At 57.0% G+C, this 20349-nt stretch carries 19 protein-coding genes, 1 other RNA gene and 1 pseudogene; 11 read left to right on the top strand and 10 right to left on the bottom strand.

What is annotated here, in order from left to right; all coding sequences use genetic code 11:
• Positions 1-129: 129 nt before the first annotated feature.
• Together rnpB and rsmI are read right to left on the bottom strand one after the other, a co-directional pair.
• An RNA gene (rnpB, locus tag PSH65_RS05585) (RNase P RNA component class A) lies at positions 130-483 on the bottom strand.
• Positions 484-556: 73 nt separating this feature from the next.
• Entirely contained in the window at positions 557-1462 is a 906-nt protein-coding gene (rsmI, locus tag PSH65_RS05580) for a 16S rRNA (cytidine(1402)-2'-O)-methyltransferase (RefSeq protein WP_162130595.1), read from the bottom strand.
• 177 nt (positions 1463-1639) lie between these two features.
• Here rsmI and PSH65_RS05575 point away from each other — a divergent pair, with 177 nt between their 5' ends.
• From PSH65_RS05575 to PSH65_RS05560, 4 genes are all read left to right on the top strand, one after another.
• Positions 1640-3451, top strand: a complete 1812-nt coding sequence (locus PSH65_RS05575) for a penicillin-binding protein activator (RefSeq protein WP_305425268.1) — start codon at positions 1640-1642, stop codon at positions 3449-3451.
• Complete coding sequence (locus tag PSH65_RS05570) at positions 3451-3813, top strand: YraN family protein (RefSeq protein WP_305425267.1); 363 nt, start codon at positions 3451-3453, stop codon at positions 3811-3813. The genes PSH65_RS05575 and PSH65_RS05570 overlap by 1 nt, the downstream gene beginning before the upstream one ends.
• Positions 3814-3917: 104 nt before the next feature.
• Entirely contained in the window at positions 3918-4511 is a 594-nt protein-coding gene (locus tag PSH65_RS05565) for a phosphoheptose isomerase (RefSeq protein ID WP_007904374.1), read from the top strand.
• Positions 4508-5086: a BON domain-containing protein gene (locus PSH65_RS05560; protein ID WP_019582358.1), complete on the top strand. Its 579-nt coding sequence runs from the start codon at positions 4508-4510 to the stop codon at positions 5084-5086. The genes PSH65_RS05565 and PSH65_RS05560 overlap by 4 nt, the downstream gene beginning before the upstream one ends.
• 102 nt (positions 5087-5188) lie before the next feature.
• Here PSH65_RS05560 and PSH65_RS05555 read toward each other — a convergent pair whose 3' ends face one another.
• From PSH65_RS05555 to rplM, 7 genes and pseudogenes are all read right to left on the bottom strand, one after another.
• The gene (locus PSH65_RS05555; RefSeq protein WP_123358158.1) at positions 5189-5602 is read right to left on the bottom strand and encodes a ClpXP protease specificity-enhancing factor; all 414 of its coding nucleotides are present in this window, start codon (positions 5600-5602) and stop codon (positions 5189-5191) included.
• A 16-nt stretch (positions 5603-5618) separates the two neighbouring features.
• Positions 5619-6237: pseudogene (locus tag PSH65_RS05550) on the bottom strand (glutathione S-transferase N-terminal domain-containing protein).
• 150 nt (positions 6238-6387) lie between these two features.
• Positions 6388-7134, bottom strand: a complete 747-nt coding sequence (locus PSH65_RS05545) for a cytochrome c1 (protein WP_305425266.1) — start codon at positions 7132-7134, stop codon at positions 6388-6390.
• A gap of 36 nt (positions 7135-7170) precedes the next feature.
• Entirely contained in the window at positions 7171-8382 is a 1212-nt protein-coding gene (locus PSH65_RS05540; RefSeq protein WP_305425264.1) for a cytochrome bc complex cytochrome b subunit, read from the bottom strand.
• Entirely contained in the window at positions 8382-8975 is a 594-nt protein-coding gene (petA, locus tag PSH65_RS05535; protein WP_038981621.1) for a ubiquinol-cytochrome c reductase iron-sulfur subunit, read from the bottom strand. Before petA ends, PSH65_RS05540 begins: the two co-directional genes overlap by 1 nt.
• Positions 8976-9242: 267 nt before the next feature.
• The gene (rpsI, locus tag PSH65_RS05530; protein WP_002555064.1) at positions 9243-9635 is read right to left on the bottom strand and encodes a 30S ribosomal protein S9; all 393 of its coding nucleotides are present in this window, start codon (positions 9633-9635) and stop codon (positions 9243-9245) included.
• 14 nt (positions 9636-9649) lie between these two features.
• Complete coding sequence (gene rplM, locus PSH65_RS05525; protein WP_007905295.1) at positions 9650-10078, bottom strand: 50S ribosomal protein L13; 429 nt, start codon at positions 10076-10078, stop codon at positions 9650-9652.
• Positions 10079-10323: 245 nt separating this feature from the next.
• Here rplM and PSH65_RS05520 point away from each other — a divergent pair, with 245 nt between their 5' ends.
• Entirely contained in the window at positions 10324-11364 is a 1041-nt protein-coding gene (locus PSH65_RS05520) for an NADP(H)-dependent aldo-keto reductase (RefSeq protein WP_305425263.1), read from the top strand.
• A gap of 103 nt (positions 11365-11467) precedes the next feature.
• Here the strand turns inward: PSH65_RS05520 and PSH65_RS05515 are convergent, their stop codons facing one another.
• A complete protein-coding gene (locus PSH65_RS05515; RefSeq protein WP_305425262.1) occupies positions 11468-12604 on the bottom strand; it encodes an acyl-CoA dehydrogenase family protein in 1137 nt (378 codons plus the stop codon).
• 244 nt (positions 12605-12848) lie between these two features.
• Here PSH65_RS05515 and PSH65_RS05510 point away from each other — a divergent pair, with 244 nt between their 5' ends.
• The 6 genes from PSH65_RS05510 to PSH65_RS05485 all read left to right on the top strand — a co-directional run bounded on the left by PSH65_RS05510 (position 12849) and on the right by PSH65_RS05485 (position 20347).
• The gene (locus PSH65_RS05510; protein ID WP_173667540.1) at positions 12849-13745 is read left to right on the top strand and encodes a GlxA family transcriptional regulator; all 897 of its coding nucleotides are present in this window, start codon (positions 12849-12851) and stop codon (positions 13743-13745) included.
• Positions 13746-14011: 266 nt separating this feature from the next.
• The gene (locus PSH65_RS05505; RefSeq protein WP_305426945.1) at positions 14012-15958 is read left to right on the top strand and encodes an FAD-dependent oxidoreductase; all 1947 of its coding nucleotides are present in this window, start codon (positions 14012-14014) and stop codon (positions 15956-15958) included.
• A gap of 200 nt (positions 15959-16158) precedes the next feature.
• Positions 16159-17046 carry a nitrilase family protein gene (locus tag PSH65_RS05500; protein ID WP_305425261.1) on the top strand — a complete coding sequence of 296 codons (888 nt, stop codon included), beginning with the start codon at positions 16159-16161 and terminating at the stop codon, positions 17044-17046.
• A gap of 16 nt (positions 17047-17062) precedes the next feature.
• On the top strand, positions 17063-18271 hold the full coding sequence (locus tag PSH65_RS05495; protein ID WP_305425260.1) for a hypothetical protein: 1209 nt from the start codon (positions 17063-17065) through the stop codon (positions 18269-18271).
• Positions 18272-18350: 79 nt separating this feature from the next.
• Positions 18351-19346 carry an asparaginase gene (locus tag PSH65_RS05490; protein WP_305425259.1) on the top strand — a complete coding sequence of 332 codons (996 nt, stop codon included), beginning with the start codon at positions 18351-18353 and terminating at the stop codon, positions 19344-19346.
• A gap of 536 nt (positions 19347-19882) precedes the next feature.
• Positions 19883-20347 carry a hypothetical protein gene (locus PSH65_RS05485; protein ID WP_305425258.1) on the top strand — a complete coding sequence of 155 codons (465 nt, stop codon included), beginning with the start codon at positions 19883-19885 and terminating at the stop codon, positions 20345-20347.
• Positions 20348-20349: the final 2 nt, after the last annotated feature.

The following is a 20349-nucleotide window of genomic DNA, read 5'->3' as shown; positions in this document are numbered from 1 at the left end:
GAAGTTAAAGTAGTTTGTTAAGAGTAAGATTTTTTCGGTATTACAAAAGCGCTTCTGCTATTGATTCAGCAGGGAGGGAAATTGCCATTACACACATCGCTGCCAATGACTCGGCAGAGAGGAAAAAAGGTGGAGAGTCGATCTGTAAGCCGGGTTCTGTCTTGAACAGTCATTCGTCTACGATGGCCATCACTGGACATCTTTAGCAACCTACCCGGTCCCAGCGCGGGCCACGCCTTGGGACCCTATTTGGTCTTGCTCCAAGTGGGGTTTACCTAGCCACGAACTGTTGCCAGACGTGCGGTGCGCTCTTACCGCACCTTTTCACCCTTACCGGCGCCGAAGCGCTTAGGCGGTTATTTTCTGTGGCACTTTCCGTAGGCTCACGCCTCCCAGGCATTACCTGGCACTTCGCCCTATGGAGCCCGGACTTTCCTCCCCCCCCTAATTTTCATAGAGGGCAGCGACTGTCCGATCGACTCTCCGCCGCGAAGATTAACGGCAGAGCGGCCGAAGAACAAGCGCTAAAAGCCTCTGGCCGGCGCTGCATGTGGGTTTACTCGCCCTTCTGTTTATCCAGCGCGACCTGATAGAGCACATTCTTGCGCTCGCCGGTAATTTGCGCGGCCAATGCCGCCGCACGCTTGAGCGGCATCTCTTCGAGCAGCAGATTGAGAATACGCATCGCCTCACTGCTGACTGCGTCTTCGGTCTCGGGGGCAGTCCAGCCCGCCACCAGCACCACACACTCGCCACGTTGCTGATTGCTGTCCGATTCGACGAACTCGCGCAACTCGGCCAACGGCAAGCCTTTAAGGGTTTCGAAGGTCTTGGTCAGCTCTCGCGCCAGCAATGCCGGACGCTCGGCACCGAATACCAGCTCCATGTCTTGCAGGCATTCGAGGATGCGGTGCGGTGCTTCATAGAAAATCAGCGTGCGCGGCTCTTCTTTTACCAGCTCCAGACGAGCACGTCGGCCGACAGCCTTGGCCGGCAAAAACCCTTCGAAGATGAAACGGTCGGACGGCAGCCCCGCCGCCGACAACGCCGCAATCAAGGCACATGCACCCGGAACCGGCACCACATTGATTCCCGCGGCACGGGCCTGACGCACCAGGTGATAACCCGGATCGGAAATCAGCGGCGTCCCGGCGTCGGAGATCAACGCCACATCGTCGCCAGCCAGCAAGCGCGTGATAAAGCGGTTACCCTCCTCCCGCTCGTTGTGTTCGTGGCAGGCCGCCAGCGGCGTGGGAATGCCGAAATGCTGCATCAACCGCTGGGAATGGCGAGTGTCTTCGGCCGCGATCAAGGCGACCTCGCGCAGGATTTTCAGCGCGCGCGCACTGATATCGTCCAGGTTGCCGATGGGCGTCGCCACCACATAAAGCGAGCCAGCAGCGGAATTCAAAGCACCTGGAGCAGTCAAAGCGCACACCTCATGATCGGTAAAAGGCGACATTGTAGCGCGTAGCGGCGCTTGCGATACGTCTCGCCCTCCCCGGGTTTTCCAGCCTTTTGTGCAGTGCTGCAACATTTGCACGAGCTAAATTGATCGATTCACGCCAGTAACATCGCGCCCCGGCCAGTGCTTGGGTACAATTCCACGCTAATTTGATCGAGTATCAGGAACACTTACATGATCGCTTGCCTGCGGCTGCTCACTGCCCTCTGCCTCGCTGCCTTGCTGGCGGCTTGCGCCAGCTCGCCCTCCTCCAGCCTTGGCGAACTTCCACGGACCCCGGACGCCAGTATCGAGCAACTGCTCGAACAGGCCACTAAAAGCAAAGATCCGGAAAAAGCCGCTCTATTGCGCTTGAGCGCGGCAGACCTGGCTTATCGTCAGGGTAATGCCGGGCAGTCCGCGCAAATCCTGCAACAGGTCCCGGTGGAACAACTCAAGCCTGGCCAACAAGTCTTCGCCAACACCCTGGCGGCTGAACTGGCCATGGTCCGCAATCAGCCCAAAGCGGCGCTGACTGCCCTGAGCCATCCGAGCCTGCAACGCCTGAGCGAACTGCCCGTCGAACAACAGGTTCGCACCGGCACCGTTCATGCCCGCGCCCTTGAGGCTGATGGCCAGACCCTGGCCGCCGCACGGGAGCGCATCTTTATTGCGCCGATGCTTGAAGGTGAAGCAGCCAGCAAAAACCACGAAGCGATCTGGACTCTGATCGCTTCGCTGCCGACCGATCAATTGCAGCCGACCACTGACGATGACCTCGGCGGCTGGATCCGTCTGGCGCTGGCGGTGAAAACGGCCGGCACCCTGGAACAGCAGCAAGCCGCGATCGACAACTGGCGTGAAAAGAATCCAAAGCACCCGGCTGCCATCCAGCTGCCGCTGCCACTGACCAAACTCAAGGAGCTGGCCAGCCAGCCCCTGAGCAAGATCGCCCTGCTGCTGCCGCAAGACGGCCCGCTGGGTTCGGTTGGCAAAGCACTGCGCGAAGGCTTCATGGCCGCTCACTACCAGGCGCAACAAGCCGGGCAGAAGCCGCCGGCCATCGAGTTCTATGACAGCTCGCGCCTGACCTCCCTCGACGAGTTCTATCGCAAGGCCCAGGCCGATGGCGTGCAACTGGTGGTCGGCCCACTGGAGAAGCCGCTGGTCAAACAGCTCAGCGCGCGCCCGCAACTGCCGATCACTACCCTTGCACTGAACTACAGCGAAGGCGAACAAGGTCCAGCCCAACTGTTCCAGTTCGGTCTTGCCGCTGAAGACGAAGCCCGCGAAGTGTCCCGTCGCGCGCGCGCCGATGGCCTGCACCGCGCCGCAATCATGGTGCCGAAAGGCGAATGGGGCGACCGGGTACTCAGGGCGTTCAGCCAGGATTGGCAAGCCAACGGTGGCAGCATCGTTGCTATCGAGCGCGTCGACCAACCGGTGCAACTGGCCCAGCAGATTGCCGACATGTTCCAGCTGCGCCAGAGCGAAGGCCGCGCCAAGAGCCTGCAAAGTACCGTTGGCTCGCAGGTTGCCGCACAACCTTCGCGTCGTCAGGACATCGAATTCATCTTCCTGGCCGCAACGCCGCAACAAGCTCAACAGATCAAACCGACCCTGAACTTCCAGTACGCGGGTGACGTGCCGGTTTACGCCACCTCCCACGTGTTCAGCGCCAGCGGCGACCAGAACCAGTACAACGACATGAACGGTATTCGCTTCTGCGAAACCCCATGGCTGCTGGATGCCAACGACCCGCTGCGCAAGCAGGTCACCGCACAATGGCCACAAGCCGGCGGCAGCCTGGGTCGCCTGTACGCGATGGGCGTTGACGCCTATCGCCTGGCACCGCGCCTGGGGCAACTCAAGGCCTTGCCGGACAGCCGCATCCAAGGCCAATCGGGCAGCCTGGGCATGACTCAGAATCAACGGGTCGAGCGTCAGCTGCCATGGGCAGAGTTCGCCAACGGTCAGGTTCAACGCCTGCCGGACACCTCGCGCTGATGCCTGACAGGTCACGCCAGCAAAGCGGTAAAGATGCCGAGCGTCATGCGCTCGAGCATCTTCAGCGACAAGGTCTGCGCCTGCTGGCGCAGAACTGGTTGTGTAAACGCGGCGAGCTTGATCTGGTCATGCTTGATGGCGATACAGTAGTATTCGTCGAAGTCCGCTACAGAAAAAACACCCAATGGGGTGGCGCGCTCGATAGCATTGATGGGCGCAAACGGCAGAAACTGATTTTTGCCGCGCAGTATTTTCTTCAGCGCGAGTCGCGTTGGGCCAATTCCCCCTGCCGCTTCGACGTGGTTGCCATCGACAGCAACCTTGATCAGTTGAACTGGTTGCAGAATGCCTTCGACAGCTGATCGCTTGCGCCCCGAACCGGACACCTTCACCCAACACTTTTGCTCTTTGCTTTGCGGGCTGCACATTCATGTGCCGAGTAGCCGCGCTAATTAAGGTCACACAGATGGACATGCAATCGCGAATTCGCCAGCTTTTTCAGGCCAGTATCGACACCAAGCAACAGGCGATGGACGTACTTGCACCGCACATCGAGCAAGCCAGCCAGGTCATGGTCAACGCCCTGCTCAACGAGGGCAAAATGCTGTCCTGCGGCAACGGCGGTTCCGCCGGTGACGCACAGCACTTCTCGTCCGAGCTGCTCAACCGCTTCGAGCGCGAGCGCCCGAGCCTGCCCGCCATCGCGCTGACCACCGACAGTTCGACGATCACCTCGATCGCCAACGATTACAGCTACAACGAAATCTTCTCCAAACAGATTCGTGCCCTCGGCCAACCGGGTGATGTATTGCTGGCGATTTCCACCAGCGGCAACTCGGCAAACATAATTCAAGCGATCCAGGCCGCACATGATCGCGAAATGATTGTCGTAGCATTGACCGGTCGTGATGGCGGTGGCATGGCGTCACTGCTATTGCCTGAGGACGTCGAGATTCGCGTACCGGCCAACGTCACTGCACGTATTCAGGAAGTCCACCTGCTGGCGATCCATTGCCTTTGCGATTTGATCGACAGCCAACTGTTCGGGAGTGAAGAATGACCCCTAATCGCCTAGGCCTTCTGGCCTTGACCCTGTGCCTTGGCATCAGCGGCTGCACTTCGGTGGTTAACGCCAGCCGTGAAGCGCCGATCGACGATGACCGTGGTACCCGCACCTTCGGTAGCAAGATCGACGACTCCCTGATCGAAACCAAGGCCGGTGTAAACATCGCCAAGGCCGATCCGGACCTGGACAACAACTCGCACATCGTCGTCACCAGCTTCAACGGCGTGGTGTTGCTGGCCGGACAAACCCCGCGCGCTGACCTCAAGGCCAAGGCCGAACAGGTTGCCGCCTCCGTTCAGCGCGTGAAGAAGGTGCACAACGAACTGCAAGTGCTGCAGCCATCCTCGCTGCTGGCGCGCCAGAACGACACCTGGCTGACCACCAAGATCAAGACCCAGATGCTCACCGATCCTTCCATCCCGGGCTCGCGCATCAAGGTTGTGACCGAAAACGGCATCGTCTACTTGCTGGGTCTGCTGACCAAGCAGGAAGCGGCGCAGGCGACCAATCTGGTGCAAGGCGTTTCCGGCGTGCAGAAGATCGTGAAGTTGTTTGAGTACATCGACTGATACCTGCTTACTGGCGATGGCGTCCCTGAGATCGCCTTCGCCGGCAAGCCTGGCTCCTAGGGAAGCAATAAAAAAGGCGATCCATTCGGATCGCCTTTTTTATTACTTCACCACCTTCAAACTCGGTCGACCGCTGGGACGCGGCGGCTCGCTGTCGGGTGGCGGAACATCATCATCCGGTTCGATCTCGTCCTCGTCTTCCAGAGGCGATTCCATATCGAACACCATGCCCTGACCGTTCTCCCGAGCGTAAATGCCCAGGATCGATGCGATAGGCACGTACAGGGTGTGCGGCACGCCACCGAAGCGCCCCTCGAAACTGACTGCCTCGTTGTCCATATGCAGATGACGCACGGCCGCCGGGGAAACGTTCAGGACAATCTGTCCGTCACTGGCAAAACCCTGAGGCACCTGCACCGATGGATACTCGGAATTAACCAGCATGTGCGGGGTGCAATCGTTGTCCACAATCCACTCGTAGAGCGCGCGGACCAGATAAGGTCGACTGGAGTTCATAGCGGCTCCTTAAGCCTTAGCGCATATCGCGTTCGACACCAGACAGACTCGCCTGGAAAGCCTCACGCGCAAACGAGCGCTCCATATAATCAAGCAGCGGCTTGGCAGGCCGCGGCAGTTCAATACCCAGAATCGGCAATCGCCAAGAGTATTGGCAATAGGCAGCAATCCACCAGACTTTGTTCCTCACTGAGGAAAAACGGCTTGTCGGCAAACAACGGCGACACGCCTGTCAGGCTTTCGCGCAGCTCTTTACGAGCCACGACACGGGCTGCTTCCTTGGTCCGCGAATCCAGAATCAGATCCACCAGACCACACCAGTCACGCTGAATGCGATGAATCAGCAGACGGCTGTTGGCACGCGCCACAGGATAAACCGGCAGCAATGGCGGGTGCGGGTAACGCTCATCCAGATATTCCATCACCACGGTCGACTCCCACAACGCCAGGTCACGATCGACCAGGGTGGGCAGGCTTCCGTAAGGGTTCACCTCAATCAGTTTAGGCGGCTGGCGACCAGCCTCCACGTAAATGATCTCGGCGCTGACACCCTTCTCTGCAAGTACGATGCGCACTCGGTGGGAATAGTGGTCGGCGGGGTCGGAGTAACAGGCCAACCGATTGGTCACGCCCATGGCGGTCCTCCTCGCTTGTTGAAATTATCGGAAACGGAAAAACACGCGCGCCCAGAGGGCGCCTCCCGTAACGCCTGGATCACCAGACTCGTTACACCTTCAGAGACGCCCTTGGGCGCGCGCGATTAACAGCAATGGCTTACAGCTCTATCAATGGACGTCTTTCCAGTATTCACGCTTGAGCAAGTAAGCGAATACGAAGAAGAACGCCAGGTACAGCAACACATAGGTACCGATGCGCTGATGCTGCAGCTTCACCGGGTTGGCCGAGTAGGCCAGGAAGGTCACCAGGTTCTTGACCTTCTCGTCGAACTGCTCTTCGTTCAGCGTGCCGGTTTTCGGCAATACCGTCAGTTGATCGCAGGCTTCATGGGTCAAAGCGGTGCCGGTCAGCGGATCGTATTGCTTCTTGCCGTCTTCGACGATTTGAACTTGTTTACAGCCTACCACCTGACGCCCCTGCAGGCCGACCAGAACGTTAGGCATGCCGACGTTCGGGAACACCTTGTTGTTCACACCCCAAGGACGCGACGGGTCTTCATAGAAGGAACGCAGGTAGCCGTAGAGCCAGTCTGTGCCACGAACACGAGCCACCAGCGTCAGGTCGGGTGGCGCCGCACCGAACCAGGTCTTGGCGTCAGCCGGCTGCATGCCGATGTTCATGTGGTCACCGATCTTGGCGCCGGTGAACACCAGCTTCTCAAGCATCAGCTCGTGAGGAATGCCCAGGTCATCGGCAACACGCTCGTAACGCTGGAACTTGGCGCTGTGGCAGCCCATGCAATAGTTGGCGAACGTACGCGCGCCGTCCTGCATGGCAGCCTTGTCGGAAACGTCGATATCGACCTTTTCCAACTCCGGGCCACTCGATGTCGATGCGAAAGACAGTACAGGCATCGCCGCAAGAATCAGTACAGCAAATAGCTTTTTTCATCAGCCAGTCACCCTTTCCGGAACCGGTTTGGTCTTCTCGAGCCTGGTGTAGAACGGCATCAGAATGAAGTAGGCGAAGTACAGGAAGGTACATACCTGCGACAGCAACGTACGGCCTGGAGTTGGAGCCAGAACACCCAACACACCCAGGATCACGAACGAGATGCAGAACACCCAGAGCCAGATCTTGCTCAGCCAGCCTTTGTAGCGCATCGACTTGACCGGGCTGCGGTCGAGCCATGGCAGGACGAACAGCACAGCGATGGCCGCGCCCATGGCGATAACGCCGAGGAGCTTGTCCGGAACCGCCCGCAGAATCGCGTAGTACGGGGTGAAGTACCAGACAGGGGCGATATGCTCAGGGGTCTTGAACGGGTTGGCCTGCTCGAAGTTTGGCTTCTCGAGGAAATAGCCACCCATTTCCGGGAAGAAGAATACGATCGAGCAGAAGATGAACAGGAACACCACCACGCCGACGATATCTTTCACGGTGTAGTACGGGTGGAAGGCAATGCCGTCCAGCGGTACGCCGTTTTCGTCTTTGTACTTCTTGATGTCGACGCCATCCGGGTTGTTCGAACCGACTTCGTGCAGCGCCAGAATGTGCACGACCACCAGACCGAGGATCACGATCGGCAGGGCAACCACATGCAAGGCGAAGAAGCGGTTCAGGGTAATACCGGAAATCAGGTAGTCACCACGAATCCACTGGGTCAGGTCGTTACCGATGACCGGGATCGCACCGAACAGCGAGATGATCACCTGGGCACCCCAGTAGGACATCTGGCCCCACGGCAGCAGATAACCCATGAAGGCTTCAGCCATCAGCGCCAGATAGATCAGCATGCCGAACACCCACACCAGCTCGCGCGGCTTCTGGTATGAACCGTAGAGCAGGCCACGGAACATGTGCAGATAGACCACGATGAAGAACGCCGAAGCGCCAGTGGAGTGCAGCAGACGCAGGATCGAGCCGTACTCGACGTCGCGCATGATGTATTCGACGGAAGCAAATGCTTCTTCCGCCGACGGGGTGTAGCTCATCGTCAGCCAGACACCGGTAACGATCTGGTTGACCAGAACGAGCAGCGCCAGGGAGCCAAAGAAGTAGAAGAAGTTGAAGTTCTTCGGGGCGTAGTACTTGCTGAGATGGTCTTCCCACATTTTGGTCGCGGGAAAGCGCGCATCAACCCAATCCATGAACTTGCTCATCACGCTTTCTCCGTATCGACGCCAATGACAATGACGTCATCGGTCTCATAGGAATGCGGGGGAACTGGCAGGTTCAAAGGCGCGGGTTGCGACTTGTAGACGCGGCCAGCCAAATCGTAGTGAGAACCGTGGCAAGGGCAGAAATAACCACCTACCCAATCCTTGCCCAGGTCTGCAGGTGCCACTTCTGGACGGAAAGTTGGTGAGCAACCCAGGTGTGTGCAGATACCGATCAGCAACAGAACTTCTGGCTTGATCGAACGCGTCTCCGGGTCGACATAGGTCGGTTGCGTCGAGTTCTTGGAGGTCGGGTCAGACAGCTGGCCCTCGATCTTTTTCAGATTCCCCAGGATTTCCTCCGTACGGCGGACAATGAACACCGGCTGGCCGCGCCACTCAGCAATCATTTGCTGACCTGGCTCGATTTTGCTGACATTCACTTTCACCGGTGCACCTGCAGCTTTCGCCTTGGCACTGGGAAACCATGACCCCACGAACGGGACCGCAGCCCCCACCGCTCCTGCAGCACCCACCACGGATGTGGCTGCTACCAAGAAGCGACGCCGGCCTGCATTCACGCCGTCATTGCTCATTCAGTCCTCTCCCATCAGCTTTGTGGCCTGTTAAATCAGGCGTCTACTAAGTAAAAATCTGAACTTATAAAAATTTTGCCGAATGGTAATGAAAAGCCCCAATTCTGACAAGGTAATTACCGAAGGGCTCCACTGCCAAGCCTTGCAGTATAGGGCCTCTGCGGATGTGGCAAGTTGTCACAGCACAATTCATTGATAAATCGCACCCATAAAAAAACGCCCAGCTTCGCGAGGAAACTGGGCGTTCTTTTTGAACGCGAAAGCGAATTAACGCTTCGAGTACTGCGGACGCTTACGCGCTTTACGCAGACCAACTTTCTTACGTTCAACTTCACGAGCATCGCGAGTAACGAAGCCAGCTTTGCGCAGAGCGCCACGCAGGGTTTCGTCGTACTGCATCAGTGCGCGAGTGATACCGTGGCGGATTGCGCCAGCTTGACCACTTACACCACCGCCGATCACGGTGACGTAGATGTCGAACTTCTCGACAGTCTCAGTCAATTCCAGCGGCTGACGAACTACCATGCGGGCAGTTTCGCGGCCGAAGAAATTATCCAGCGAACGGTTGTTGATGGAGATGTTACCAGTACCCGGACGCAGGAAAACGCGTGCGGTTGCGGTCTTGCGACGGCCAGTGCCGTAATTTTGAGTCGCCGACATAATGAACTATTCCGTTAAAACTTCAGTTCTTGGGGCTGCTGAGCAGTATGAGGGTGTACAGCGCCCGCATAGACTTTCAGCTTACGATACATGTCGCGACCCAGCGGGTTCTTAGGCAGCATGCCTTTGACCGCGGTCTCGATCACGCGCTCAGGGGCTTTAGCGATCAGCTTTTCGAAGTTGATCGACTTGATGCCGCCCGGGAAACCGGAGTGGGAGTAGTAGATTTTGTCGGTGGTTTTAGCACCGGTTACACGAATCTGCTCGGCATTGATAACGACGATGTAATCGCCGGTGTCAACGTGAGGAGTGTACTCAGCTTTATGCTTGCCACGCAGACGGCTCGCGATTTCGGTGGCCAGACGACCCAGGGTCTGACCTGCAGCGTCGACGACAAACCAGTCGCGCTGTACTGTTTCCGGTTTAGCAGTAAAAGTTTTCATTCTTTATAGCCTCAGGGGCCGCCCTGTAAATTAGACGGCGGATCTTACTGAATAGTGCGTACTTTGACAAGTCAAAGGCAGCCGGATACAGACGCTTTCGGGGGCTCGGGTCGGCGCGTCCGTTCAACGGCAAGATTCTTCGGCGGCGGCGCATCACTTCCACTGCAGAAAGAGGTGCGCAATTATGCAGATTGCGAAAAATAATTCAACCTGCTTTTATGATTGTTTTGCCCAAGGAGCACCCGATGGACTATCGCCAGCTAGGCCGTACCGATCTGAACGTGAGTGCAATCTGCCTCGGCACCATGACCTGGGGCGAGCAAAACAGCGAGGCTGAAGCCTTCGCCCAGATCGAACGGGCCAAGAGCGCCGGGATCAATTTCATCGACACCGCCGAGATGTACCCGGTGCCGCCCAAGGCCGAAACCTACGCCACCACCGAGCGCTACATCGGTAACTATTTCAAAAGTCGCGGCGATCGCCACGACTGGATCCTGGCGAGCAAGATCGCCGGCCCCGGCAACACCATCGACTATATCCGCGACAAAAACCTCAAACACAACCGCGAACACATCGTCCAGGCCGTGGATGCAAGCCTCAAGCGCTTGCAGACCGACTACATCGATCTCTATCAGTTGCACTGGCCGGAACGCAGCACCAATTTCTTCGGGCAACTGGGCTACAAGCACACGAGCGAAGTCAACCTCACGCCGCTGGAAGACACCCTCGAAGCACTGGACGAACAGGTCAAGGCCGGCAAGATCCGCCACATCGGCCTGTCCAATGAAACCCCGTGGGGCACCATGCGTTTCCTCGCCCTCGCCGAAGCCCGTGGCTGGCCGCGTGCGGTGTCGATCCAGAACCCCTACAACCTGCTCAATCGCAGCTTCGAAGTCGGCCTGGCGGAAATCGCCATCCGTGAACAGTGCGGTCTGCTCGCTTATTCACCACTGGCGTTCGGCTTCCTGTCGGGCAAATACGAAGGTGGCGCGCGTCCGCCCAAAGGTCGCCTGAGTCTCTACAGCCGCTTCAGCCGCTATTTCAATCCGCAATCGGAAGCGGCGTGCAGCCGTTATGTGGCACTGGCTCGTGAACACGGTCTGGACCCGGCGCAGATGGCACTGGCCTTCGTCACACAGCAACCGTTCGTCACCAGCAACATCATTGGCGCCACCACGCTTGAGCAACTGGACAGCAACATTGCCAGCTTCGAGCTGAAACTTTCCGACGAAGTGTTGGCGGGGATCGAGGCGATTCACCAGGATCAGCCGAATCCTGCTCCTTGATTGATCCATAGGCCCAATCGCGGGCAAGCCACGCTCCCACAGGAAATCACAAACCTGTGGGAGCGTGGCTTGCCCGCGAAGGCGTCCGCCCAGTCACTGCAAATTACAGCGACCGAGCAATAATCTCCTTCATGATTTCATTGGTCCCGGCATAAATCCGCTGCACCCGCGCATCCGCCCACGCCCGGGCGATCGGGTATTCCCACATGAAACCGTAACCGCCATGCAACTGCACGCACTCGTCGAGCACCTTGCATTGCAGGTCGGTGCCCCAGTACTTGGCCATGGCCGCTGTCGGCACGTCGAGCTTGCCTTGCAGGTGCAGTTCGAGGCAGCGATCGACGAAAACCCGGCCGATCTGGATTTCGGTCGCCATTTCAGCGAGTTTGAAGCGGGTGTTCTGGAAGTCGGCGATGGCCTTGCCGAACGCCTTGCGCTCACGGGTGTAATCCAGCGTCCATTGCAACGCCGCTTCGGCTGACGCCAAGCCGCCCACCGCCACCGTCAGACGCTCCTGCGGCAATTCCTGCATCAGGTAAGCGAAGCCCATCCCGGCCTGACCCAGCAGGTTTTCCTTGGGCACCCGAACGTCCTGGAAGAACAGCTCCGAGGTGTCCTGAGCTTTCATGCCGACTTTTTCCAGACGCTTGCCCTTGGCGAAGCCCGGCGTATTGGCTTCTACCAGAAACAGACTGGTGCCCTTCGCCCCCGCCTTCGGATCGGTCTTGGCCACAACGATCACCAGGTCCGCCAGGAAGCCATTGGTGATGAAGGTCTTCGAACCGTTGATCACGTATTCGTCACCCTCCAGCACCGCGGTGGTTTTCACCCCTTGCAGGTCGGAACCGGCACCCGGCTCGGTCATGGCAATCGCGGTGACCATCTCGCCAGACACCAATTTGGGCAGGTATTTGTGTTTCAGCGCTTCACTGCCGTAATGCAGGATGTAAGGCGCAACAATGTCCGAATGAAGAGAAAAGCCGATGCCAGTCAGCCCCAGACGGCCGACCTCCTCGATCACCACCGCACTGTAGAGAAAGTCTGCCCCCAGCCCGCCGTATTCTTCCGGTAGATGCGAACAGAGCATCCCCGCCTCCCCCGCCTTGTTCCAGAGTTCACGGTCGATATAGCCTTGTTTTTCCCATTGCCCATGGAACGGCACGGCCTCTTTTTCGAGGAACGTTCGCACGCTGTCGCGAAAAAGTTCGTGCTCGGAGCTGAACAAGGTTCTGGGGATCATGCGGCACCTGTCGTTATTGTTAGGCGGAATTGACCTTTAGAGACTAAGCCTCGCTTCCGATACAGGACACTGGACACATCCGACAAAAAATAAGACGATCCAGCCGTCTGGTGACCACTTTCCCCTATAAGAATAAAGTTGAATTATGTCTAACAAAGTCTCCACGCCCTTGCGGCGCGTCAGCATCCTGGCTATCGACCGGGTTTTCGCTTCCACCCTCATGCAAGCCAAGGATTTCTTCCATCTGGCCAGCCTGCGCTATGGCAAACAACTGGGCCACGGCCTGACACCGGCGTTTGAAACCCGGCTGGTCAGCCCCGACGGCAAACCGGTGAACAGCTTCAGCGACGTAATCATGCCGGTGGACGGCGGCCTGGAAAATGCCGACGTCATCATCCTTCCCGCCTTCTGGGACGATTTCGATACCCTCTGCAAACGTTATCCACAGGTCCTGCCGTGGCTGCGTCAGCAGCATGCACGCGGTGCCGTGTTGTGTGGCGAGGCCACCGGCGTGTTCTGGCTGGCCGAGGCCGGGTTGCTCGATGGCAAGGAAGCGACGACCTACTGGCGTTTCTTCAATGCGTTTGCCGAGCGCTTCCCGCAGGTTCAGCTCAATCAGGATAAACACCTGACCGACGCCGACAACCTGTATTGCGCCGGCGGCACTACCTCGGCCTGCGATCTCTACATCTACCTGATCGAGCGCTTTTGCGGCGCCAACGTGGCCCAGGCCGTGGCCCGCGACATTCTTTACGAAGTGCAGCGCAGCTATGCGCCGGGGCGGATCGGTTTCGGCGGGCAGAAATTGCACCAGGACGTGATCATCCTGCAGATCCAGCATTGGCTCGAAGAACACTTCGCCGATAAGTTCCGCTTCGAAGACGTGGCCCGCGAACACGGCATGAGCATCCGCAACTTCATGCGCCGCTTCCAGACCGCCACCGGCGACAAACCGCTGCATTACCTGCAGCGACTGCGCATCGAGACGGCCAAGGGCTTGTTGTCCGGCAGCCGCAAGAGCATAAAGACCATCAGCTATGAAGTTGGTTACGACGATGCAAGCTTCTTCGCCCGGCTGTTCCGCCAGCACACGGAGTTGTCGCCGAACCAGTATCGGCAGCAGTTCCAGCAGGCGGCGTAGCTCTGGAGAACAACACAAATCAACTGTGGGAGCGGGCTTGCTCGCGAAAGCGGTCTGACATTCAAACTTGATGACGACTGACACACCGCTTTCGCGAGCAAGCCCGCCCCCACACTAAGTTTTGCGCGCGCAGGTTTTTCGCAATGCATTTTTCCTACGCAAAAAGCGGAATACAGAGCGCCGGAGCACTCGATTCTGCTCACATACTCCGCCCCTTAAAAGCTTCAACATCGTTCCCTGAAAAACAACATCAGGGAAGATCAACAGTGACGATCGGATCAAGCTACAACTACCCGTCATTCGTAGCCAGGGAAGCTGCTCGAACCAAGCGCTCGGCTAAAAGCAAATGGGCGGCTCGCTTTCCAAATCCACCAGACTTGTGCTTCGATTATCGGGCACTGGCTGAACAGGAAAACGGCATCGCCAAGGCAACTGACCCGCAACATAAAATCTGCATTATTGGCGCCGGTGTCACCGGACTGACTGCCGCCAGAGAACTTTATCGTTGCGGGTTCACCCATATCACCCTCATAGAACAATCCAGACGTATTGGCGGCAGGCACTTGACCATTCCTGGAAGCCCGCATTCGCCGATGAGCCATACACCGTTTGAAATGGGAGCCATGCGCATGCCCTTCTTCAACCGGACGGACGAGCCTCCGACAGAGGGCCGGTCGCTGATGGCCTACTACGCCAAGGCGTTTGATTTGGCGTTTTCAGATTTTGCCAATCCCGGAAGCCAATGGGTCACCTCGACAGGCATCTATCTGCGAGAAGGCAGCATGGGCGGCGCACCGACTCCGCAGATGCTCATCTGGAAAAATGACGACGGCCAGACCCCCCCTCCGGGCGAGGAACTGCAAAAGGTTTATGCCAAGTGGAAAGCCTTTGCCGATCGTATGACCCTGCACGTCGCAGAGGTTTATGCCAGTCCGGAATGGGAAGTCATGTGGGCCGCCATCGTCGAAAAATACGAGAGTATTTCGTTTCGCGACCTGGTCAGCATGCCCGCCGTGCAAGCCTGGGATGAACGCTCGCCAGGGGACTTTGGCGGAATGGGAATGTCCGCAGAAGAGTCCGCGATCTTCTATGCCATTGGCATCGGCGACGGTAGCTGGGGAGCCTTTTACGATGTGTGCTCTCTCTACCCGCTGCGCACGGCCATTTTTGGGTTCAGCAGCCAGCTGCAACTGATCCAAGGTCGGGTGGACTCATTGGGCGATCCGCTAGATTCACCCTACCTGCAAAGCGAAGCCGTTTTTGACTCGATGGGGCTGAGTTTCGACAAGCCCCGCTACATCGGTCTTGCAGCATTGGACGAATGCCTGCTGTTCATGAAAACCGACGAGACCGGAAAGTCCTTCTACGAACACTGCCGGGAAAGAAACAACGGTTTGCTCACGGACTCATCCGTTACAAAACTTAAAAAACTGACCAACCAGAAAACACGCGTCTATTTCAACTGGAAACACAGCCATCCCGAGCAAACCCAGGAGCACTTCGATGACTTCGACTCGGTCATCATGACCCTGCCCTCCTGGCTGATTGAAACTCGCATCAAGCTGGAAAACTTCACACCGCAGATGCTGCCTTTCGAGACAATCAATGCCTATAAAACGGCGCACTGGGAAACCAGTTGCAAGGTCTTCGCACCGTTAAAAAAATCCTTCCTTTCGAAAAACAGCAAAATCCCGCAAGCCATCGTCACTGACAGTTTTATCCACGACGTCTACACCTACCGCTACAACGACAACTACAGCTATGACTGCATCCTTTTAAGTTACACATGGGAGGATGACGCCACCAAACTCGCCTCATTCACCGACAAGGAACTGGTACGCAAATGCGCTAAAGAGCTGGACCGGATCCTTATGAACTCCACCAATATTCAGGAGAAGATTTCTCCCTATATCAGCCTTGATCAAGCCGTGGTCCAACGCTGGATAACCGATAAAAATGCGCTGGGTTGTGCAAAGTTATACCGGCCTGGCACCTACTACGATGCCGTCGGCCTGATGAAGTACAACCGGGACTTCGCGCATGTTTCAGGTCTGTATTTTTCCGGCGAGTCGTTTTCGGTCGACGCCGGCTGGACGGAGCCTTGCTTTCGGGGCGCCGTCGATGCGGTCATTCATATTTGCAACAAAACCGCTGCGGCCTTCAATGGCGGTTTTTCCATGAGCGACTATCCGCACTATAAAGTCGGAACTTGATCACCATCCCCTGCCCAAGAGCCATGTGCGACATGCACTGGCTCTACCTGCGTCCCCGCCCACCAAGCGCCTCGCCCATTCATCTTGGGATATGGACTACAACCTAAACGGAAGTGGCTGACTTACCTCCTGCCCCTGTTTCACCTCTTATGAACACGCAATTTAACCGCGTGAATAACAATAAAAAGAGGTTTTCGGGAATGAACGAGCCAACAAGCCCTGTTCGTGTAGCAGTCGTGCAATTCGATCCACAAGTCGGCATGGAGAATCGTGAAAACAATCTGCGTCGCAGCCTGGAACTCGCCCTGGAGGCGGTGAACGGCGGAGCGAATCTCATCGTTCTGCCCGAGCTTTCAAGTACAGGTTATTTCTTCAGTAATCGGCAGGATGCGTTCGAGCATTCGGAGTCGGTTCCCGGCGGGTCGAGCGTGCAAAGCTGGATGGACTTCGCCCACCAGCACCAGGTCTATCTGGTCGCTGGTTTGACAGAACGCGACGGCATGCGCCTGTTCAACACTGGCGTTCTGGTCGGGCCTGACGGTTTTATCGGCAAGTATCGAAAAGCTCATTTATGGAATCTGGAGAAATTATGGTTCACGCCGGGCGATCTGGGCTTCCCGGTTTTCGACACCCCGATAGGCCGTATAGGCTTGTTGATCTGCTGGGATATCTGGTTTCCAGAAGTACCGCGCATCCTGAGTCAACAAGGCGCGGACATCATTTGCAGCCTGAACAACTGGGTCTGGACCCCGCCACCTCTGTTCGATGACGCCGGCAAGTGCATGGCTTCGTACCTGACGATGACGGCAGCTCACGTTAACAACGTGTTTATTGCTGCGGCGAGTCGGATTGGTGAAGAGCGAGGTGCACGCTATCTGGGCTGCTCGTTGATCGCGGGCACCAATGGCTGGCCGATTGGCGCAGTGGCTTCAGCAGACAAGCAGGAAATCCTGTTTGCCGATGTCGACCTCACCAGCTCGCGCAGCGCGCCCATCTGGAACAACCTGAACGATTTGCATCGCGATCGTCGAGCCGATCTCTACGATCAAATGCTCGGTTATACCCAGCATCCTAGTCTGCCGCGCTGATCAGGGGGCATGACTGATGGATACCACAAACGAAAAATCAGCAAACCGGCTTGCTGCCAGGTCACCGTTGGATATTGCGGTTATCTGGCTGATGCTCGGCACGGCATTGCTGATCATCTGGCTTTCATTCACCTACCGCTCATCCTGGTCAGCCCATTGGCCAGACTACAGTCACATGGTATCGAGCCTCCCGGAGCCAAGTGCCTGGTTGCGCTGGGTGCTGGGGGACATCAGCGAGGTTGCGTTTTACAAACACGAGTTCGCTTCGGTCGGGCTTCTGGCTGGAGCCTATCTGGCCTACTGGGCGAATCGAACGGGGAAAACCTGGCAAGGCTTTACCATTTGCTATGGCAGCGGATTATGGCTATGGCTCATCACCAGCTCGTTGCTTGGATTGTTGCTGAGTAATTTGCTGTGGGGATGGACGGTCACGGCCACGAGTTGGCAACCCACGTTTGCAGCCTTCGTTTCGTTGCCGGCGGCGATGGTGCTGATGTTTGGCGGCGGCTGGAAGGTCACGATCAATGGCGCAATCATGGGCGCCGTGTTAGTCACCCCAATGTGTTTGCTGATCGTCAACTACGTCTGCAATCCAATGGGCTTGCCAGCCGTAATTGGCAATGTCTCGGGTATGGCAATCGCCAGCGTCGGCGCGTTTCTGCTCTGCCGTTACCTGCCGAGCCTGGTGAAGTCCGACTCACCCGAGAAGCCATCGGAGTCGCCGTCCGCATCCGCCATCACCAAGACACCTGACTACGGCGTCTTCTGGAGTCTGCGCCGGATTTTGGCGGACTTTTCGGAAGCGCCATTCTTTGGCAATGAATGGGCCAGCCTCGGCTTGATCGTGGGGGCCTTGCTGGCTTACACCTTGAACCCGACGAGCCCGGTGTACGGCACGGGCTTGCTGCCACAACTGATCGCCGCGCAGGCGTTGACCTCGGCGTTAGGGGTGGTGATCTGGCGTCGGCAATGGATGTTGCGCGGCTGGTATCCCACTTACGTTCCGCTGGTGTCAGTCGTGCCGGCAGCCGTTCTGACGTACGGCGGCAGTTGGCAGGTCATCGCCTCAAGCGCATTGCTGGGGGCACTGATTGCGCCACCACTGGCGTGCGCAATCGCCAAGCGGTTGCCGGCCGACATGCATCCCTTCATCGGTAATGTCCTGTCTATGGCCATCAGTACTCTGCTCATCATTCCGTTTATCGGACTGCTGATAGCCGACTGACAAATGCCGCCATCGGGCTGTATCACGGACTCAGCTCCGGATACAGCCGACTTCTCATCACAAGCAAGTGAGGTATCACATGGACCAGCCCAAACTGGCCATCGCGGCGCTCGGCGGTACAGTGAGCATGCAAGCCAGGAACGCCGAAGAAGGTGTTTTCCCGACCATCAGCGGCGAAACCCTGCTGACCTCCGCACCGCAAATAATGACATTGGCACGGGTCACCGTTGAGACTCTCGGGCTGCTGCCAAGTGCTTCACTGGATTTCGAATTCTTGCTGAGCGTCCTTTCCTGGGCAAATTTCCAAATCAAGCAAGGCGCAGTGGGTGTTGTCATCACTCAGGGAACTGACACCCTTGAAGAAACAGCAACATTTTTCGACCACTTGTGGGACCACGACGAACCGCTGGTGCTGACTGGTGCCATGCGTTCGGCTGCCCAGACGGGAGCCGAGGGCCCGGCGAATCTGTTGGATGCTTGCCGAGTCGCATTGGCTGAAAACAGCCGTCGGCGAGGCGTCCAAGTGGTCATGAACGGACAAATTCACCAAGCGAGCGTCGTCCGCAAAACCGATTCTTTGGCGCTGCAGGCGTTTTCCTCTCCCATCTTTGGTCCGGCAGGCATGCTGGTAGAAGAAACCGTCCGTTATCTACGCCAACCGGCCCAACGGAGGGTCTTACCCTTGCCAAAAAAAACCACTCAGAAAATTGCTCTGCTGCAAGCGACGCTTTCTGCTGACACCCTGTTATTGGAAAACATCCTTGAGCTGGGCTACGACGGGCTGGTGATCTCCGCTTTCGGCGCAGGACACCTCTCAAAGAGTTGGGCTGACATCGTGGAAAAAATCGCAGAAAGAATCCCCGTCATCATCGCGACCCGGACCGGTTCTGGCTCCACCGCACAATCTTCATACGGTTTTATGGGTAGCGAAATGGATCTGATCCGTAAAGGTGCATCGATGGCTGGCTTTCTCTGCCCGCGCAAAGCCAGGATTCTGCTTTGGCTGCTCATGGGCTGCCAGCGACAAGCTGAGCTGGCGCGCTACCTCAAAGAGGACATTCGATTTCAAAATTGACGTACACAAAAAAGGCCTGCATTGCTTATTCCCCCCACCGGGGAATACATAGTTAGGGCTTTTTCAGGCAGTTACTGCATCAGTACCCCTCTTTGAGGGGTATTTTTTTATCCGCAAATGTGAAAGCTATACCATGATTCGGCATGGTATGTAGGCGAGATTTAGTCCTATGCATGGTCACGTTGTGCTCCACAGCAAAGTCTGCAGGTTCCGGCGCAGTTATCCGTATGTACGAATCAATAGGGGAGCCTACAGAATTCGGAAAAAATCGTACGCTAAGGTTTTTCAGGCAGCGGCTGCATAATTGCACGGACTTGACCACCCATTTGCATTGCCGTTGACCAGTCAATTGCATTCGCGCTGACCAACCGTTTGCATTCGACTTGACCAGCATGTGGTAGTGACGACCGGCAGAGAACGGCCAGGAGCAGACCTACGGAATAATGTGCTGAACTCTGCATCACCCAGACTACGAATGCGAGAAAGCCTTGGAACCTAATTCAACGCCTGACCCGATCGAAACAGCTGGACAACTGATGGCACGTCAAGAGGCGATGCAAGCTGAGGCTGCATTGTTACTCGGACAGATGCTCTTCGCGTTCTCATACATCGATGTGAATTTAGGGCTCTGCTTGGCGTGGTTGGACAACGGCACAAAGTTGGAAACTTTATCGAAATCGATCGAAGGGCAGAACATCCATACGAAGCTCGAAACGCTTTCGACCCAAGTTGCAGAGAGGTTACCCGCCGGCTCCAAACGCCGTGCGGCCTATGAACGATGGATTGAGCATATGCATGCCGCTCGGGTGCGGCGCAATCAGATGGCCCACGGTCGATGGGGCGTCGAGGCGCACCGTCACAAGATCGTCAATGTCATTGGACTTCCCTCCGGTGCGCAGCAATGCATTGAATACAGCCTTGAGGAATTGGCCGTGTTCAACAAAGAGTTGTGTGCATTAGAGCGAGAGCTAGCCAGGCTACGAACACACTGGCCCCTCTAGGT

It is taken from the genome of Pseudomonas sp. FP603 (genome assembly GCF_030687415.1).
GTDB classification, from domain to species: domain Bacteria; phylum Pseudomonadota; class Gammaproteobacteria; order Pseudomonadales; family Pseudomonadaceae; genus Aquipseudomonas; species Aquipseudomonas wuhanensis.
This window is presented reverse-complemented; position numbering and strand designations above follow the sequence as displayed.

Bases quoted from the DNA above. Each gene is read 5' to 3' on its own strand.
- petA (WP_038981621.1), bottom strand. From the start codon at position 8,975: ATGAGCAATGACGGCGTGAATGCAGGCCGGCGTCGCTTCTTGGTAGCA.
- PSH65_RS05575 (WP_305425268.1), top strand. From the start codon at position 1,640: ATGATCGCTTGCCTGCGGCTGCTCACTGCCCTCTGCCTCGCTGCCTTG.
- PSH65_RS05555 (WP_123358158.1), bottom strand. From the start codon at position 5,602: ATGAACTCCAGTCGACCTTATCTGGTCCGCGCGCTCTACGAGTGGATT.
- PSH65_RS05515 (WP_305425262.1), bottom strand. From the start codon at position 12,604: ATGATCCCCAGAACCTTGTTCAGCTCCGAGCACGAACTTTTTCGCGAC.
- PSH65_RS05540 (WP_305425264.1), bottom strand. From the start codon at position 8,382: ATGAGCAAGTTCATGGATTGGGTTGATGCGCGCTTTCCCGCGACCAAA.
- PSH65_RS05485 (WP_305425258.1), top strand. From the start codon at position 19,883: ATGGCACGTCAAGAGGCGATGCAAGCTGAGGCTGCATTGTTACTCGGA.
- rpsI (WP_002555064.1), bottom strand. From the start codon at position 9,635: ATGTCGGCGACTCAAAATTACGGCACTGGCCGTCGCAAGACCGCAACC.
- PSH65_RS05495 (WP_305425260.1), top strand. From the start codon at position 17,063: ATGGATACCACAAACGAAAAATCAGCAAACCGGCTTGCTGCCAGGTCA.
- PSH65_RS05560 (WP_019582358.1), top strand. From the start codon at position 4,508: ATGACCCCTAATCGCCTAGGCCTTCTGGCCTTGACCCTGTGCCTTGGC.
- PSH65_RS05490 (WP_305425259.1), top strand. From the start codon at position 18,351: ATGGACCAGCCCAAACTGGCCATCGCGGCGCTCGGCGGTACAGTGAGC.
- PSH65_RS05500 (WP_305425261.1), top strand. From the start codon at position 16,159: ATGAACGAGCCAACAAGCCCTGTTCGTGTAGCAGTCGTGCAATTCGAT.
- PSH65_RS05565 (WP_007904374.1), top strand. From the start codon at position 3,918: ATGGACATGCAATCGCGAATTCGCCAGCTTTTTCAGGCCAGTATCGAC.
- PSH65_RS05570 (WP_305425267.1), top strand. From the start codon at position 3,451: ATGCCTGACAGGTCACGCCAGCAAAGCGGTAAAGATGCCGAGCGTCAT.
- PSH65_RS05520 (WP_305425263.1), top strand. From the start codon at position 10,324: ATGGACTATCGCCAGCTAGGCCGTACCGATCTGAACGTGAGTGCAATC.
- PSH65_RS05545 (WP_305425266.1), bottom strand. From the start codon at position 7,134: ATGCCTGTACTGTCTTTCGCATCGACATCGAGTGGCCCGGAGTTGGAA.
- rsmI (WP_162130595.1), bottom strand. From the start codon at position 1,462: ATGTCGCCTTTTACCGATCATGAGGTGTGCGCTTTGACTGCTCCAGGT.
- rplM (WP_007905295.1), bottom strand. From the start codon at position 10,078: ATGAAAACTTTTACTGCTAAACCGGAAACAGTACAGCGCGACTGGTTT.